Source organism: Pectinatus haikarae (assembly GCF_050916305.1).
Taxonomy (GTDB): Bacteria; Bacillota; Negativicutes; order Selenomonadales; family Selenomonadaceae; genus Pectinatus; species Pectinatus haikarae.
The window spans coordinates 1,300,721-1,315,273 of record NZ_CP116940.1; the positions used below are offsets into that span (position 1 = coordinate 1,300,721).

At 40.7% G+C, this 14,553-nt stretch carries 21 protein-coding genes and 1 tRNA gene; 11 read left to right on the plus strand and 11 right to left on the minus strand.

All coding sequences use genetic code 11. From position 1 onward, the window contains the following. Positions 1–24: 24 nt before the first annotated feature. Positions 25–459, plus strand: a complete 435-nt coding sequence (locus NXG61_RS06340; protein ID WP_432748986.1) for a C-GCAxxG-C-C family protein — start codon at positions 25–27, stop codon at positions 457–459. A gap of 135 nt (positions 460–594) precedes the next feature. Here the strand turns inward: NXG61_RS06340 and NXG61_RS06345 are convergent, their stop codons facing one another. Continuing rightward, the gene (locus tag NXG61_RS06345; RefSeq protein ID WP_196603390.1) at positions 595–822 is read right to left on the minus strand and encodes a hypothetical protein; all 228 of its coding nucleotides are present in this window, start codon (positions 820–822) and stop codon (positions 595–597) included. Positions 823–854: 32 nt separating this feature from the next. Then, positions 855–1,085, minus strand: a complete 231-nt coding sequence (locus NXG61_RS06350; RefSeq protein WP_196603391.1) for a hypothetical protein — start codon at positions 1,083–1,085, stop codon at positions 855–857. 217 nt (positions 1,086–1,302) lie between these two features. On the opposite strand from NXG61_RS06350, the gene NXG61_RS06355 reads away from it, so the two are divergent. Then, entirely contained in the window at positions 1,303–1,659 is a 357-nt protein-coding gene (locus NXG61_RS06355; RefSeq protein ID WP_432748987.1) for a hypothetical protein, read from the plus strand. A gap of 166 nt (positions 1,660–1,825) precedes the next feature. On the opposite strand, the gene NXG61_RS06360 is transcribed toward NXG61_RS06355, so the two are convergent. Then, a tRNA-Ser gene (locus NXG61_RS06360) sits at positions 1,826–1,914 on the minus strand. 266 nt (positions 1,915–2,180) lie between these two features. Between NXG61_RS06360 and NXG61_RS06365 the strand changes: the two genes are divergently transcribed. The 8 genes from NXG61_RS06365 to NXG61_RS06400 all read left to right on the plus strand — a co-directional run bounded on the left by NXG61_RS06365 (position 2,181) and on the right by NXG61_RS06400 (position 7,651). Next, positions 2,181–3,137, plus strand: a complete 957-nt coding sequence (locus tag NXG61_RS06365; protein ID WP_307225249.1) for a magnesium transporter CorA family protein — start codon at positions 2,181–2,183, stop codon at positions 3,135–3,137. Between the two features lie 17 nt (positions 3,138–3,154). Then, positions 3,155–3,385, plus strand: coding sequence for a hypothetical protein (locus NXG61_RS06370; protein ID WP_196603394.1), 231 nt, complete (start codon positions 3,155–3,157; stop codon positions 3,383–3,385). Positions 3,386–3,398: 13 nt separating this feature from the next. Then, positions 3,399–3,608: a type II toxin-antitoxin system Phd/YefM family antitoxin gene (locus NXG61_RS06375; RefSeq protein WP_196603395.1), complete on the plus strand. Its 210-nt coding sequence runs from the start codon at positions 3,399–3,401 to the stop codon at positions 3,606–3,608. Further along, the gene (locus NXG61_RS06380; RefSeq protein ID WP_196603396.1) at positions 3,583–3,963 is read left to right on the plus strand and encodes a metal-sensing transcriptional repressor; all 381 of its coding nucleotides are present in this window, start codon (positions 3,583–3,585) and stop codon (positions 3,961–3,963) included. The genes NXG61_RS06375 and NXG61_RS06380 overlap by 26 nt, the downstream gene beginning before the upstream one ends. Positions 3,964–4,222: 259 nt before the next feature. Beyond that, entirely contained in the window at positions 4,223–4,774 is a 552-nt protein-coding gene (locus NXG61_RS06385) for a biotin transporter BioY (protein ID WP_307225239.1), read from the plus strand. Beyond that, a complete protein-coding gene (locus NXG61_RS06390) occupies positions 4,767–5,942 on the plus strand; it encodes a thiolase family protein (RefSeq protein WP_196603398.1) in 1,176 nt (391 codons plus the stop codon). The genes NXG61_RS06385 and NXG61_RS06390 overlap by 8 nt, the downstream gene beginning before the upstream one ends. Continuing rightward, entirely contained in the window at positions 5,929–7,254 is a 1,326-nt protein-coding gene (locus tag NXG61_RS06395) for a class I adenylate-forming enzyme family protein (protein WP_307225240.1), read from the plus strand. The genes NXG61_RS06390 and NXG61_RS06395 overlap by 14 nt, the downstream gene beginning before the upstream one ends. After that, complete coding sequence (locus NXG61_RS06400; protein ID WP_196603400.1) at positions 7,241–7,651, plus strand: 3-hydroxyacyl-ACP dehydratase FabZ family protein; 411 nt, start codon at positions 7,241–7,243, stop codon at positions 7,649–7,651. The genes NXG61_RS06395 and NXG61_RS06400 overlap by 14 nt, the downstream gene beginning before the upstream one ends. A 48-nt stretch (positions 7,652–7,699) precedes the next feature. Here the strand turns inward: NXG61_RS06400 and cbiT are convergent, their stop codons facing one another. From cbiT to NXG61_RS06420, 4 genes are all read right to left on the minus strand, one after another. Further along, complete coding sequence (cbiT, locus tag NXG61_RS06405) at positions 7,700–8,278, minus strand: precorrin-6Y C5,15-methyltransferase (decarboxylating) subunit CbiT (RefSeq protein ID WP_307225251.1); 579 nt, start codon at positions 8,276–8,278, stop codon at positions 7,700–7,702. After that, a complete protein-coding gene (cbiE, locus tag NXG61_RS06410) occupies positions 8,278–8,904 on the minus strand; it encodes a precorrin-6y C5,15-methyltransferase (decarboxylating) subunit CbiE (protein ID WP_307225241.1) in 627 nt (208 codons plus the stop codon). Before cbiE ends, cbiT begins: the two co-directional genes overlap by 1 nt. Continuing rightward, on the minus strand, positions 8,889–9,992 hold the full coding sequence (gene cbiD, locus NXG61_RS06415; protein ID WP_307225242.1) for a cobalt-precorrin-5B (C(1))-methyltransferase CbiD: 1,104 nt from the start codon (positions 9,990–9,992) through the stop codon (positions 8,889–8,891). The genes cbiE and cbiD overlap by 16 nt, the downstream gene beginning before the upstream one ends. Before the next feature lie 97 nt (positions 9,993–10,089). After that, on the minus strand, positions 10,090–10,458 hold the full coding sequence (locus tag NXG61_RS06420) for a helix-turn-helix domain-containing protein (protein ID WP_269140316.1): 369 nt from the start codon (positions 10,456–10,458) through the stop codon (positions 10,090–10,092). A gap of 145 nt (positions 10,459–10,603) precedes the next feature. Between NXG61_RS06420 and NXG61_RS06425 the strand changes: the two genes are divergently transcribed. Next, positions 10,604–10,813: a helix-turn-helix transcriptional regulator gene (locus NXG61_RS06425; protein WP_307225243.1), complete on the plus strand. Its 210-nt coding sequence runs from the start codon at positions 10,604–10,606 to the stop codon at positions 10,811–10,813. A gap of 281 nt (positions 10,814–11,094) precedes the next feature. Here NXG61_RS06425 and NXG61_RS06430 read toward each other — a convergent pair whose 3' ends face one another. From NXG61_RS06430 to NXG61_RS06445, 4 genes are all read right to left on the minus strand, one after another. Further along, positions 11,095–11,922 (minus strand): MetQ/NlpA family ABC transporter substrate-binding protein, encoded by an 828-nt coding sequence (locus NXG61_RS06430; RefSeq protein WP_196603406.1) that lies wholly within the window; start codon positions 11,920–11,922, stop codon positions 11,095–11,097. 70 nt (positions 11,923–11,992) lie between these two features. Further along, positions 11,993–12,562, minus strand: coding sequence for a nitroreductase family protein (locus NXG61_RS06435; protein WP_307225244.1), 570 nt, complete (start codon positions 12,560–12,562; stop codon positions 11,993–11,995). Between the two features lie 159 nt (positions 12,563–12,721). Continuing rightward, positions 12,722–13,594 carry a hypothetical protein gene (locus tag NXG61_RS06440; RefSeq protein ID WP_196603408.1) on the minus strand — a complete coding sequence of 291 codons (873 nt, stop codon included), beginning with the start codon at positions 13,592–13,594 and terminating at the stop codon, positions 12,722–12,724. Positions 13,595–13,603: 9 nt separating this feature from the next. Then, positions 13,604–14,551 (minus strand): phosphodiester glycosidase family protein, encoded by a 948-nt coding sequence (locus NXG61_RS06445; protein WP_196603409.1) that lies wholly within the window; start codon positions 14,549–14,551, stop codon positions 13,604–13,606. Between the last annotated feature and the right edge of the window lie 2 nt (positions 14,552–14,553).

A 14,553-nucleotide genomic window follows, 5' to 3' on the forward strand; every position in this document is an offset into this window, starting at 1 on the left:
TCTCATACAAAGAAGGTGATAATAATGCCATTGAAAAATATTGTAAATATAAGAGTTCATGATTGTTATTGGAAATATGATTATTGTTGTGCGGCAACCTCTTTAAAAATATTAAGTGAGATATTTGAAATGGAAGTAAGCCAGCAAATATTTTCTGCTGTATCAGGGCTAAGCGCAGGAAGAAACAGATTGCAGTGCGGTTTAGTTCAGGGAATGCTGATGTTTCTTGGCATATATTTTAAGGAGAAAGATTTAGAACAAGATAAGATAGCAGATATATGCCATGAATATGTAAATGCATTTCAAAATGAATTTAGTAGTATAGAATGTAAAGAATTGCGTCCGCGTGGGTTTTCACCGAATGATCCTCCGCATTTGTGCGAACAGATTACCAAAGATGCCATCTATTTTGCGGTTAAATTTGTTTATAAAGTAGCTGATGAGCACAATTTAAAATAATCATCAGCTTGGCTGAGAGGGCATCCTTTCTTATATAAAAAACGCTGCTGTCTTGAACTGCCCCCCATGAGCTGGATCTAAAAAATCCAACTCATGGGGGGCAGTTTTTATGGCAAAATATAAATTGATGAAAGTTCAACGACGATCATTATCCCAGTGTCCATCGATCCAATGACCATGGGACCAATGACCGTCGACCCAATGTCTATGATGGTGATAATGATGAGGCGGCGGAGCATCGTAACGATCCGGCGGGAAATTGCCGTGCGGATTGGCTGACGCGATGGTCGCACCGAATATATTAGCTGCGGCAAGTACTGATAATACAAAAGCCGTTATTTTTCCTTTTGGTGACTTAAGCATACATTATTACTTCTTTCTTTTATTTAATAAAATCAAGTGTTTTTAGCTATTACGGCACCGACCACGGCACCGGCAATGGCAGCTGTGGTCACTTCGCCAGTGGAATGTCCATCTTCATTGTGTTTTGGGTGGCGTGGTTCTTCCTGCCGTGGCGGAGGATTATCATTCGGATGCGCCTCGGCAAGCGTTGTTCCTAAAACTGTTATGGACATAAAGGAGGAAAGTATTAGCGCAGTCAGTTTTTTTGCCTTTAACTTGAACATATTAGTCACTCTTTCTTATTGTAAATATTTATTTACTTTTTACATGTATAAGATAGCATATTGCTCTTCAGAATATGTGACAATAATATGACATTTTTTAAAATAAATTTTCAATCTGCTAAAAAATAACATAATCTATTCAATCTATATTTGTTATTATGCTGATATGACAGCTTTTATAAATGAAAAGTTTGAAAAATTTATATTGGCTGATCCAATGGCGACAGTGCAGGATAAAATTGAAAAATTTTTGATGCTGGAATTTTCCTTTACGGAATATATAGGCTATGAATTGACTTGTCTGGCGTATGCCATGAATTTTTCTGCTTGTGTGCCAGGGCCGTGCGAACATCTTGATAAACGTACTTTTAGTATAAAGCTGAAAGAATTGCTGCAGCGGGGAGAAAAAGCAGGTATTTTTATGGACGGATATACTGCTGAAAAAACATTTTTATATTTAGAAACCAGTGTCAGAGGAATGATGGCAAGCTGGTGTTTCGCAAATGGAGAATTTTCTATTGTCGAAACGGGAGGAAGCTATCTTCAGACTGTTTTAACAGGAATTTATAGATAAGCTGCAAGAGAAATTTTAATGGAAGATAATTTGTATGGGCGAATAAATTGGGTAATATCAGCAATTTTGCGACACTTTTATTTGTAATAGAAAAAGCAGGCTGTCAGAAGTCACTGGACAACAAAAAAGGCCTGCCCCTCGGCAGACCTTAAAGCTTACTGTTATATGGCGGAGAGGGTGGGATTCGAACCCACGGTACGTTGCCGTATCACTGGTTTTCAAGACCAGCTCCTTAAACCGCTCGGACACCTCTCCAGCGCAATGCTTCATTATTATAGCAACTAAATAATCTGTTGTCAAATTTTATGTGTTATTAATGCTAAAATCATTGACTTATCATATGGTTTAGGGTAATATTTTAGTGGATATTTCTATCAATTATTAGAAGAAGAGGCGAGGATTATGGATGCAGACCATCCGCGACGGTGCTTTTATACAATAGAATAATCTGGAAGTATGCACCATACATCCTTGTGGTTTATGCTATGTGCTTCCAATTTTGAAGGGAGATTTCATCATAAATCACGCTTAAAATATATAAATCATTGGAATCAGGGCCTCTGCAGGAATTAAGTTTAAAAACACTGGAAAAGGGAGCCTGGATCAATATAGTTTCTCCCACGCCGTACGAGCTGAAAGTAGTCAGCAATTTGACAGAGGTTGAACCGGATTTTCTTCGGTCGGCGCTTGATAATGAAGAACGGTCACATATAGATGTAGAAGATAATTCCATTATGGTACTTACTAATTTGCCGGTAATGAGAGGACCGGAAATGTATGATACTCTTCCGCTGGCTATTATTTTGACCAGCGAGCATATTATTACTGTATGTTTGGAAGATACACCAGTAATATCTGAATTTAATCAGCAGATAAGCAATAATTTCAGAACCTTTAAAAAAACTCGGTTTTTATTGCAGATACTTTACAAATCAGCAACTTATTATCTTCGTTATCTTAGGCAGATCGATAAATTATCTGATGAAATAGAAATAAGGCTGCGTGATTCTTTGCAGAATCGAGAAATTCTGCGGCTGCTTGAACTGCAAAAAGGCCTCACATATTTTAATGCTTCTTTGCGATCAAATGCTGCCGTGCTGGATAAACTTATGCGTATACGTTTAAATCACACTGTGCAGGGAATTATAAAGGTTTATGAGGAAGATGAGGATTTGCTCGAAGATGTAATTATAGAAAATAAACAGGCTCGTGAAATGGGAGACATGTACAGCACTATATTATCACGTATGGCTGATACTTTTTCTTCGATCATGTCCAACAATCTGAATCTTGTAATGCGTTTTTTAACGGCAGTGACGATTATACTGGCTATTCCGACTGCTATATCCGGTTTTTTCGGAATGAATGTGGCGATTCCTTTTAGTGATGACCCCATGGGATTTATATATGTATCCGTGCTTGCTATATTTTTGGCTGGCTGCTGTGCTATATTCTTATGGCGAAGAAATATGTTTTGAATTAAGGGAGTTTTTTTATGCCGACAATGACAGAAGCTGCTTTAAAAAGCGGAACAATCTATGGTGATGGTATCAATAAAGAATATGTTTATATGCCGGCATCTGAAATAGGCATGCTGAATCCTCTGTGCATTTTTGAACGATTCGGAGAGCGTTTTGATGTAAGTTTTGCGGAAGCGATGAATATTGTTCACAGATTGAGTCTGAAGCCGGTATCACATCCCAAATTTGGCAAGAGTTCGTGTTGAACAGGAGAATTTTATGAAGGTAATACCGTCCTCAGCTTTTCTCAAAGAATTTACCGTATATGCAGAGCAGGCTGTCGATGAAAATGAAGTACTTATTATTCAGCGGGCAAACGGTAAAAATTTAGTGTTGATGTCGATGGACAAATATAATGAATATAATAGAGAACTTTTTTTATTGAAAAAAAAGGATGAAGCTGATGGCTCTGAAAAAAGTGAAAAATGAAGAAAATGGCATTGAAATCGATCTGCGTGAAGATGATTATGCTGAACTGCACGCAGATGAAAATGCCGTACATCACGCTCATGCGCATACTCATAAGCACACGCAGACACATGCTGTATTAAATCGTATGGCACGTATTATCGGTCATATGACGGCTGTCCGCCGTATGGTCGAAAGTGAACGTGACTGTAGCGATGTTTTGATTCAGCTGGCAGCGATTAATGCTGCCGTAACAAATGTTTCCAAGCTGATTCTGAAGGATCATATGGAGCACTGCATAGTTGATGCGGCTAAAACAAATGATAATGAGACGATTGAAAAACTAAAGACCGCCATAGACAAATTTATAAAGTGAGCGTTTTTTTATAATGACTCGGTCGCAATATTTTTAGTAATATTTATTACCCCTTTATGGGGTTTTTTTATTTGGTAAACTGATTGATACTGAAAAGTTGACTATTTTTGCATAATAATTTATACTTTTGACAGTCAATAACCAAATAAATTAAAAAAACTGTTTTGTCCTGCTAAGATTATAAAAAGCAGCATATACGGCAGTGATAAAGCAGCAGGATAGTTTAATCGTTATATAAAATAATACAGGAGGGGATATTTTGACAAAAAGTACAGCGTCATTACAAGGTTTTGTTTATTCCGCACTTTTTGCAGCACTTATTATTGTTCTTGGTTTCATTTCTATTCCCATAGGACCGGTCCCTATATCAGGAATAAGTCTGGGAGTTATGCTTGCGGCAAGTGTACTGCCTCCGAAAAGAGCGGCATATAGTGTGCTGATAGTGATCCTGCTCGGTGCAGCAGGACTACCGGTATTTTCCGGTTTTGCCGGAGGGATGGGGATTTTATTGGGACCGCGCGGCGGATATTATGCCGGTTTTCTGGTCGGGGCATATATAATTTCTTTTTGCATCGGCAGCAGCAATAATTGGGCACGTTTATTGACGGCGAACATCATCGGCGGTATGCTTGTAGTATACGCAATAGCGATTCCCTGGCTGATATTTGTTACACATCTGGAAGTCGGGCAGGCTTTTTTTGCGGGAGCACTTCCTTTTCTTCCTGGAGATTTACTGAAGGCCTTGGTGACGACGGTATTGGCAAGAACTTTGCGCAGGAATATTCCGGGGGCAGTGAGAAGGGATGGCTGAGACTTATCTGATAGGAGGCTTACGCACACCAATTGGTAAAAAAAATGGCTGTTTGAAAAGTTTTCTTCCGGAAAAATTAGCTGCGGCTGTCCTCAATGGCATTTTGGCAAAATATTCGCTTACACCGGAAAGTATAGATGCTGTTGTTGCAGGTAATGTGGTCGGTCCCGGGGGAAATATTGCCAGAGTTTGTGTTTTGGAAGCAGGATGGCCGTATTCGGTACCGGCATTTACTGTTGACGCGCAGTGCGGTTCCGGGCTTACGTCGATTGATATGGGAGCGGCTATGATAGAGTCAGGCCGCGCACAGCTTGTTATTGCGGGTGGCGCAGAAAGTAATTCTTTGGCTCCCAGCAGGCGGCTCCATGCTAATGATCCTCGCTATAAGGGGCCTGATTTTTATTATGAACAAGCGCCTTTTTCACCGGAGTGGGTGGGAAACCCTGACATTGGCAGTGCAGCAGAAACGATGGCGGCGGATTTTGCGGTCTCGCGTTCGGAAATGGATGAATTTGCCCTGAATAGTCATAAAAAGGCTTCAGCCGCACAAAAAGACGGCTTTTTATCAGACATTATCCTGCCTTTGAATTCAGAAGGAAAGTGCATTGATAAAGATGAAGGACCAAAGCAAAACATGAACTTGAAATTGCTTGCCCGCTTGAAAAGTGCTTTTGTTAAAAACGGCAGTATTACTGCCGGTAATTCCTGTCTCAAGCATGATGGAGCTGCCTTTGTATTATTGGCTTCGGCTGAAGCTGCGGCCGAATATGGACTTACGGTGCAAGCCGTTGTTTCTCCGGCAGTCACGCTGGGCTGTGATCCCAATATTTTTCCGCTGGGGCCTGTTTATGCGATGAGAAAAATGCTGCAGATGCAGAAATTGTCACTGCAAGACGACATAGATATAGTGGAAATAAATGAAGCTTTCGCTGTTCAAATGATAGCGTGCTGCCGTCAGCTTGATTTGTCTTTTGAAAAACTTAACAGCTTGGGAGGAGCTATTGCTTTTGGCCATCCATATGGGGCTTCCGGTGCAATAATTCTGCTGCATCTGCTGCAAGCTTTAAAAAAAAGGCGTGGAAAAATGGGAATTGCATCCATCGGTGCTGTGGGCGGGCTTTCAACAGCAATACTTCTGCAAAGGATAAATGTAAATGCTTATAACTGATCTGCTCAAATGTCAGCCGAAGGATAAAATTTGTCTCAGTTTTAATGGTACGGAAATCACATATGGATTTTTGGAAAACCAAAGTTCGATGATGGCAGATTCTGCAGATTTTATAAAAAAAGGTGAAAAGATTTTTCTTCAGGAAAGTGATCCCATACGGCAGCTCCTGTGTTTTTTTGCAATCATCAAGGCAGGCGGCATATGTGTAATGGCCAATAGCAGGATACCGGCAAAACTGGCAGAACGATTGATGAAAGAACACGGGATAACCAAGAAAGCCGCATTGGAGGACTTCAAAAATAAGGCTGTTCATCAATGTCCTGGTTTAAGGCCGGAAGACATATTTCTTGGAGCGATGAGCTCTGGATCATCTACTGGCATTCCCCAAATAGTTTTGCGTGATCACAAAAGCTGGATGGCAGCATTTCCATGGCAAAGTAAATTGTTTAATATCGGAGCACGGGATGTTCTTTATCTTGTCGGCGAGATGGCCTATACTGCTAATTTGAATGCATGTATACACGCTTTTTTTGCCGGTGCTTCAGTCATAGTTGCAAGAAACAGGCTGCCTCAAACATGGCTAAGGGAAATGCAGATGTATTCTGTAAGTGCAGTCTTTATGGTCCCTGCACATTATAGTATCCTTTTAAAGGCTGTAAAACTTCCTGATATCGGTGTAACATCGTTGGTAACAGGAGGCGCAAAAATAGACAGAAAAACAGTTGTTCAGCTGCATGCGTATTTTCCTGCGGCTTCTATCACGGAGTACTATGGTGCGAGCGAGCTCGGCCATGTGAGTTATGCGGATATGCACGATCTGCTTGAAAGGCCGTACAGCACAGGGAAGCTGTTTCCCGGAGTCAGCGCTCAGATAGTGGATGGTGAGGTCTGGGTTGAAAGTCCTTACCTGATTCCGTCGAGAAGGCCTAAGGCAACTGCAGGAGATCTCGGTTCTATCAGCGACGATGGATATCTTACTCTTTACGGCAGGAAAAGTGGTACTGTAAATATAGGCGGTGTGAAGGTACAGCCTGAACAAATAGAGTTTTATCTTAAAGAACATCCTCAGGTGGAAGATGCAGCTGTATTTGCTTTTCCCGATAAGCTGCGGGGAGAGAAATTAGCTGCGGCAATCGTATCGAAAACAGATGATATAAAAATAAAAGAAATTTTTCATTTTTGCCGGCAGAATGCTGGGTATTCTCCACAAAAAATAATTTTTTTGCAAAAAATTCCTTTAAATGCAAATGGCAAAGTCGATAAAATTGTATTGCAAAAAATAGTTATGGAGTCTTTTGATGAAAACAATTAAAGATTTTTTACCGCAGCGGGAACCATTTTTATTCGTCGATGAAATATTATCTGTTGATAATGGAGTTATCATCGGAAGTAAAAAATATGACAATGATATCATTTTTTATCAAAACTTTGGGGGAAACCTTTATGTACCGTCGATGATACTTTTGGAATCATTGATGCAATGCGGTGGTGCCGGTTCACGGATGATTGCTCCGGCGGAATCGGAGATATTCGTTGTTACTGCTGTCCGCAAGGTCAAAATAAAAGCGCCGGTATGTATTAATGATACAATCATAATGAAGATACAGACGCTGCGTATGAGGGGAAGGTGTTTTCGGCAGAAGGGTTCAGCTTTTCTGAACGGAAAATTTGTACTAGGAGCTTCATGGCAATGCATGTCCATAAAATGAAAATACAGTCAGGCATAACCCCGTAAGAGGCTATACCGGACTGTATTTTCATTTTACGCGGCACGTTATTATATAAACGGGATTCATTCCTATCATCATGTCGTAAGCTCCCGCCTTTCCGAGACGACTGGCCTGAATGAGAATGGATTCATATTCATACATATCGTTTTGCTTCATATAATCAAGGATAGCAGCAGTGTTTTGTACGGTGATTGCGTTGGCAACGATCCTTCCTCCCGGATTGATATGTGCGGTGATCACGTCAAGTATCTCCGAAATATTACCGCCGCTGCCGCCGATGAGAACTACATCATAATTATCTATTTTATTCATGGCATCGGGCGCAGTTCCTTCTATCACAGAAAGTCTGGCTTCGACATTAAATTTTGCAGCATTTTTCCTGATCAAGGCTGCCGCCTCTGGTTTTCTTTCTATGGCATATACATGTCCTTTTTCAGCCATCAGAGCCGCCTCGACAGAAAGCGATCCTGTACCGGCGCCTATATCAAGAACGATGCTGTCGCTGCGAATAGATGCTTTGCATAAGGTCAGGATGCGTATTTCTTCTTTTGTCATCGGCACGTTGCCGCGGATAAATAAATCATCACTGATTCCCGGTATATGCATTATCCCATCACCACCATTATGCAATGCCTTACGGCATCTCTGGCCGTGGCTTCCAAAAGGCTGACGGCGAAAATTTTTTCATCAGGGTATGAGAGATGTTCACATATGTAGGCAGGTGTGTTCTGTGGCCATCCGGCATCAAGCAGGAGCATTGCTATGCGCTGTGAATTATGTTCGTCATCCGTCAGCATTCCAACAATGCGCCCTTTTTCATAGGCAAGCGATGCATAATCGGGGAGTCTTCCATGAAGGCTCATGAGGTCTGCGTTCTGCCAGGGAATGCCTATGCGTGAAAAGGCCATTTGCATGGAACTTATACCGGGAATGACTTCCAGCCTGGATGACGTAAATTCGTTGCGCAGCGCCGGTAATAAGGAGTAATATCCGGGATCTCCCGATACCATTACCACTACATCTTTTTCTAATGATTGTGTGCGTATAAAAGCGATTACAGCCTGTATATCTACCGTGATCGGTGCTGTTTTCTGGCCTTCTGATGCATAGTCTGCCAATGCACGTTTTCCGCCGACTAAAACCTCAGCTTCATTGATTTTCTTTAAAGCAATCGGCAAAATATAATCTTTTGATCCGGGGCCGATACCTACTACTGTTATTTTATATTCCAATGTAATTTTTCGCCTATCCTTTTTGCGTTTTCATCCATTCCCAGAAGCTCGCCCTTCAGTGTAGCCATTACTGTTCCGATTTTCAGCTTTTGAAACACATGCTGCATAGAACGGATGCTGGCACGTTCACATAAAAGCGGGTAAAGTTCTTGTTCAAGATGATATTCTTTAATTATTGTCATGGCAGCTTCAGTTGTGATACAGTTAAAAATTCTTTTTATACCCGCCTGCTCCATTCCCAAAAAGGCTGAATAAGCTGCGATTGTTTCCAGTCTGGCATCAGAAATCTTACTGTGTGTGTAAAAATTACCGGCTGATACCTTGACCAGCTTTCCTAAATGGCCGAGAAGTAAAACACCGTTCAAATTTTTGTCGGCGGCATATTCAAGCATGTGACCTATAAAGTTGCTTGTTTGTACTATGGCCTGCCGCGGCAGGCCTAAAGCTACGGCTATATTTTCACCGATTTTTCCCGGGACGAAAATCTGATCAGAAAAACCTGCGGCCAGGGCCACATCTATCTGAGGGGTGAGAGAGTTTTTAAAACCTTCTTCCGACATAGGGCGCACCACGCCGCTTGTGCCTATCACAGAAATGCCACCTTCTATACCAAGTATCGGATTTAATGTGCGCTTGGCCAGCTCTCTCCCGGCAGGGATGGAAATAGTAATATCGCAGCCTTGTCCTTCAGGCAGCAGCTCATGTACTACTGTTGTCATCATTCGGCGCGGTCCAGGATTTATTGAAGGCTGTCCTACCGGTACGGAAAGGCCCTCTTTTGTGACTGTGCCGATACCGTCACCGGCAAAAAATTTGACGGCACTATTATTATTCAACGTCACTTTGGTGAAAACGGATACGCCGTGTGTTATGTCTGGGTCGTCGCCCGCATCTTTGATCACTTCGGCCCATATGCCGTCTTTTGAAATATTGATATATTTGATGGGGATGATTAGTTTTTCTCCGCTTAGAGCAGTCAATTCAACTTCTGTGGATATAGTTTTATTCAGCATAAACAGGAGCACCGCTTTTACGCCGGCTGCGGCGCAGGAACCGGTAGTATATCCGTTTTTCATTTCTTTTGCCATAAATTTTGCACCTTATACTGTTATTACTGTACAGATAAATTATATCTTATGACAGAATAAGGCGCAACTGACAGAATAAGGCGCGATTTTTTCAGTTTTATTTCTTCTTGTATTTATTGGGTTTTATTTCATCATCACCGTATAAGACTTCAATAATCTTCGAAAGACGTTCTTTTTCCTTTTGGGTAACCGGCATGCCGTTTAAAGTATAGTTTTCTTCTCTGATAAAGTTGATAAGCTCCAACGGTTCCTCTTCATGCAATGGATATATCTGATCAAAACCGCTCAGATATTCAGGCGTTGTATGCAGGATACGGCACATCTTTTCCAATACTTCATAAGCCGGACGAACATTTTTCAATTCATATTTTCCTATGGTGGTTCGGTTGACACCGACCATATCAGCCAGTTTTTGCTGACTCATTTTTCTTCGTATCCTAAGTTCCTTTAATCTGCTTCCGAGCATATAGTTCACCTCATACATAATTATAAGAGCTAAATTTTCTCTTGTATATGAGAATAAATTCTCTAATTATATTGACAATGAGAATGTTAGCTATATAATAAGATTATGAGAAAATATTATCTATTATAAATCAAGGAGTGAGAAGATGAACGTCATCGAGGAGAAAAGGATAAAATTAGGATTTACGCAAAAGCAGCTGGCAGATAAAATTGGGGTAGACCGTACTACCGTTGGTAAATGGGAGCTTGGAATCTCTATACCGCGCGTGGAAAAATTGCTGATGCTGGCTAAAATATTGAACTGCTCTATTGAGGACATCTATTCATGCCAACGGCAAAAACAAAATACTGTATGACTTGGGTATAAAATAATCACGGAAAAATTATTTTATCATAATCTTCTAAAAAAAATAAGAAAATAACTTTATTATGGATATTTATCTTATCATATATCTTTTAGTGCTCATATAGTGTAAAAAATTATGCAGATAACATGAAATGTTTTTGGATCGTTGTCTTTGAATGAGAAATTTTAGGCCTTTTTTGATAGAACTTATTATAAATAAAAAATCGTGCTTACATTAATTTGGAAGATTAATGTAAGCACGATTTTTTATTTACGATCTGTTATATGTTATTATTCTGCGGGTTCAATCGTTCCCTTGTATTTTTCCTCAATAAATTGTTTTACTGCCGGGGAATGAAATATCTCCGCTATTTTTTTATAGGTCGGATTATCTTTGTCCGCTGCTCTTGCAGCTAGTATCATAACTGCTAAAGGTTCTGTTTTGTCTTCCAGGAATATTCCTTGTTTTTTTACATCAAGGCCGCCGCTCATCACATAATTCATGGTGATAGCTGCCGCGTCAACATCATCCAGACTGCGCGGAAGCTGCGCAGCCTCCAGTTCCTGAATTTTCAAGTGTTTTGGATTTTCGGCAATATCGGCTGTCGTGGCTTTGAAACCCACTCCTTCTTTGAGCTTAATAAGGCCGGCTTTTTCCAAGAGCATGAGGCCGCGTCCGCCATTTGTAGGATCGTTTGGAACGGCTATCGTGGCATTGTCGGGAATGTCTTTTATATCATGGTATTTGTTGCTGTAAATTCCCATGCGCATAAGGATGGTAGTACCGATGGGAATCAAATCGGCATTATTCTGCTGTGTGAAATTTTGCAGAAAGGGAGCATGCTGATAGCTGTTTAAATCCAATTGTCCTTCGGCTAATGCGGTATCGGGCATAAGATAATCTGAAAACTCGACGACCTTTACTTTTATACCTTGTTTTTCAGCTTCTTTAGCAACTTCTTCCGCAACTTCAGCATGCGGACCGGCAGTCGCTCCTATTTTTATTTCCTTGTCAGCAGAATCCGCTGCGTCTTTTTTTTCTGTTGCGCCGCAGCCGCTGAGGATAGCTCCCGCAACCCCAACGGCAAGAATAATTGACGCAAATTTTTTCCAGTTCATATAGATCTCTCCTTGCGACGGCGGATATAAATATCCTGTCCATTAAATATAAAACTGACGGTATAAAATTTTAATTTAGGATCAAATCATCTAATTTTCTCTTGGGAACATGATGAATCTGTTTTTCATCGCGCCAATATTTAATATCGTTATCTTGCTTCAATTCTTCAATGACCACTTTTTCTTTTGGATAACCGATTGCCAGCACCAGAGCAATCTCATATTTTTCTTCAAGCGCAAGCAGCTGCTTCAAATCTTTTCTGTTAATGTTGGCAATAATACATCCACCCATACCTTTTTCGACTGCACCAAGAAGAATACTCTGCGCAGCAATGCCCTCATCCTGCGCCATGCCGCTGCCGGCAGATGTATCCTTCACGATGACTATATATGCGCTTGGTTTTTCGCCATCTTCAGGACCGTCCCAGTCAGTATAATAGCCGGCCCAAAATATGCATTTATTGATAATGCTGTTTTTTTCGTTGTCGGCAGACAGAAAAAATCTCAGATTTTGTTTGTTGGCACCACATGGTGAATTTCTGGCCAAATCGACCAATTCTTCCAAAACAGCTGTGCTTATAGATTTTTCCTGATAAAATCTTCTATATGAGCGATTTTTGATGATTAAATCCTTTAACATGGCAGGCACCTCTTTCAATAATTATTGATACGCTGTAATCCATTATGACACAATAGTTCCCTGTTAGCCAGCAGCTTTTGTTTTTCATCCGCTGCCTTTTGAACTTGTTTCACAAAAAGCGTAATTATGGCATTTTCATTATAAGTGTTGATATGAAAGTTATATTTTTTGTATTTTTTCCAAAGTTATTTTTGAAAATTCTTCGGGTTTTTCGTAAGCTATAATTTTTTCGAAACCTATGCCGAGTTTTCCCTGATAAGCTGCGAGTATGGCGTTATTATTCTGCTGATCGCATTTTGCGATGAAGATATTTTCATTTGCTGTACCCAAGAGGCGGAACCGGCCGGCGGGAGATATTGTCCGCCAACCGCCGGAACCCCCGTTAAACATATAGACTGTTCCTGATTTTAAATTATCGTAAAGCAAGATATCTTTGTCGGGAAATACTGCTATTTTACCTATATTTTCTGCCTGTACATAAATGCGGCGCGTATCATAATTGGCATCTGTACGGTATATTTGAAATTTGTTTTCGCCGACCTGCAATTTCATATAGATTACATTAGTGGCGGTAGAATATGCCACATCAACAATCTTGCTGTCTGCGGGAATATTTTTCAGCTCAGTTTCTGCCTTGTTTTCCGGCATAAGAGGATTATACTGCCTGATAAGTACCTCATATTTTTTAGTCTGCGGATTTATTCCATAAAGAGTTAAAATAGCCAGATTGCGATCAGGCAGCCATTCAAAAAATGATACTTTTTCGCCGTCCAGCTCAATATTGTGTGTATTTTCGGTTTTGTCTCCCAATGAATAAATACTCACCTGATCATCTGCTACTTTTGCTGCAAATTTTTTATCATAAGAATAAAGTGTATGTCCATCCGCATCGAGGTCAAGTGTCTGCTGTGCTTCATCATTGATATGAAATTTTTCTGTAGCAACCAGAATGACACTGTCTATATAATAATATGTGCCGCATTGAATTATAATCACTAAAATAAAGGATAAGAATATTTTCCAAAGACTCATAAAGCTCTCCTATTTTACGATAAATGCTGTTGGTATCATTCTTTCACCAAGAAGGTCTGCGGGTTTGTTGATGACCGATCCGTTGAAATATAAAGTGGAGCTGGAGCCGCCGTCCAAATTTGCGGCTGTATAGGCACCTTCTTCATATAAAACATCCTGAACATCACTTAATGTGGCACCAAGAGAATACGGCGGCTGACGGCCGTCAATTACTAAAAATAAAATAGTCCCGTCTCTGCGCTGGCCGATAGCTGTGCGCGGACCTATTCCCCAGCCGCCGTCGCCGTTTGTGATCATTTTTTTCCCGTTTAATATGAGCGGAGGACCAAAAGAAATTCCCTCCTGTGCGCCTATTTGCTGCAGATCTCTTTTACTGTATTTGCCGACGAGCAGATTGCCCTCCTGGTTAAAACCGACAAATTCATTGGTTTCTTCCGGCAGATAATCCTGTCCCAAGAGAAATTCTTTATTGTGTATGATGAAACCATAAGGTTTACGGCCTGTTCCTGTTCCGTTGTCGTCATAAAAACCACCGGCGTTTATTGCCGCGACGGCTTTGTTATCAATAGCAATATTACTGGTCGTTTCTCCCTTTTCGCCAAGTTGGTCAGACGTGGCTATCTGTATGCGCTTGGGGTCTGGAATTTCCAGTACGAAGCCTTTATAGCGGGCTGATTCGATAGTATGCAATTTTAAGGATTCGCTGGTGTTTGCCGTAAATTTCAGCAGTTCCTGTTCTTGGGGGGAATCGTTGTTTCCTACTATTTTATTGAGTTCATCCTGCGAAAAGAGCCATGTTATGTATTGCGGGTGCTTGCTTTTTAATATTGCACCCACAACAGTGCGTTTTAAATTTGCAAAAGGGCCGAACAAAATTATCACAGGGGCAGTCAGCAGAAAAAAAATAAGCATTACTGCAAAGAATTTTGTGATTTCCTTAAAGAATTTTTTTTTCATTA

Coding starts and splice junctions, on each gene's coding strand:
- cbiT (WP_307225251.1), bottom strand. CDS start 8,278: ATGCATATACCGGGAATCAGTGATGATTTATTTATCCGCGGCAACGTG.
- NXG61_RS06390 (WP_196603398.1), top strand. CDS start 4,767: ATGGCTGAGACTTATCTGATAGGAGGCTTACGCACACCAATTGGTAAA.
- NXG61_RS06395 (WP_307225240.1), top strand. CDS start 5,929: ATGCTTATAACTGATCTGCTCAAATGTCAGCCGAAGGATAAAATTTGT.
- NXG61_RS06445 (WP_196603409.1), bottom strand. CDS start 14,551: ATGAAAAAAAAATTCTTTAAGGAAATCACAAAATTCTTTGCAGTAATG.
- cbiD (WP_307225242.1), bottom strand. CDS start 9,992: ATGGCAAAAGAAATGAAAAACGGATATACTACCGGTTCCTGCGCCGCA.
- NXG61_RS06400 (WP_196603400.1), top strand. CDS start 7,241: ATGAAAACAATTAAAGATTTTTTACCGCAGCGGGAACCATTTTTATTC.
- NXG61_RS06340 (WP_432748986.1), top strand. CDS start 25: ATGCCATTGAAAAATATTGTAAATATAAGAGTTCATGATTGTTATTGG.
- NXG61_RS06425 (WP_307225243.1), top strand. CDS start 10,604: ATGAACGTCATCGAGGAGAAAAGGATAAAATTAGGATTTACGCAAAAG.
- NXG61_RS06430 (WP_196603406.1), bottom strand. CDS start 11,922: ATGAACTGGAAAAAATTTGCGTCAATTATTCTTGCCGTTGGGGTTGCG.
- NXG61_RS06380 (WP_196603396.1), top strand. CDS start 3,583: ATGGCTCTGAAAAAAGTGAAAAATGAAGAAAATGGCATTGAAATCGAT.
- NXG61_RS06345 (WP_196603390.1), bottom strand. CDS start 822: ATGCTTAAGTCACCAAAAGGAAAAATAACGGCTTTTGTATTATCAGTA.
- NXG61_RS06375 (WP_196603395.1), top strand. CDS start 3,399: ATGAAGGTAATACCGTCCTCAGCTTTTCTCAAAGAATTTACCGTATAT.
- NXG61_RS06420 (WP_269140316.1), bottom strand. CDS start 10,458: ATGCTCGGAAGCAGATTAAAGGAACTTAGGATACGAAGAAAAATGAGT.
- NXG61_RS06435 (WP_307225244.1), bottom strand. CDS start 12,562: ATGTTAAAGGATTTAATCATCAAAAATCGCTCATATAGAAGATTTTAT.
- NXG61_RS06370 (WP_196603394.1), top strand. CDS start 3,155: ATGCCGACAATGACAGAAGCTGCTTTAAAAAGCGGAACAATCTATGGT.
- NXG61_RS06350 (WP_196603391.1), bottom strand. CDS start 1,085: ATGTTCAAGTTAAAGGCAAAAAAACTGACTGCGCTAATACTTTCCTCC.
- NXG61_RS06355 (WP_432748987.1), top strand. CDS start 1,303: ATGGCGACAGTGCAGGATAAAATTGAAAAATTTTTGATGCTGGAATTT.
- NXG61_RS06440 (WP_196603408.1), bottom strand. CDS start 13,594: ATGAGTCTTTGGAAAATATTCTTATCCTTTATTTTAGTGATTATAATT.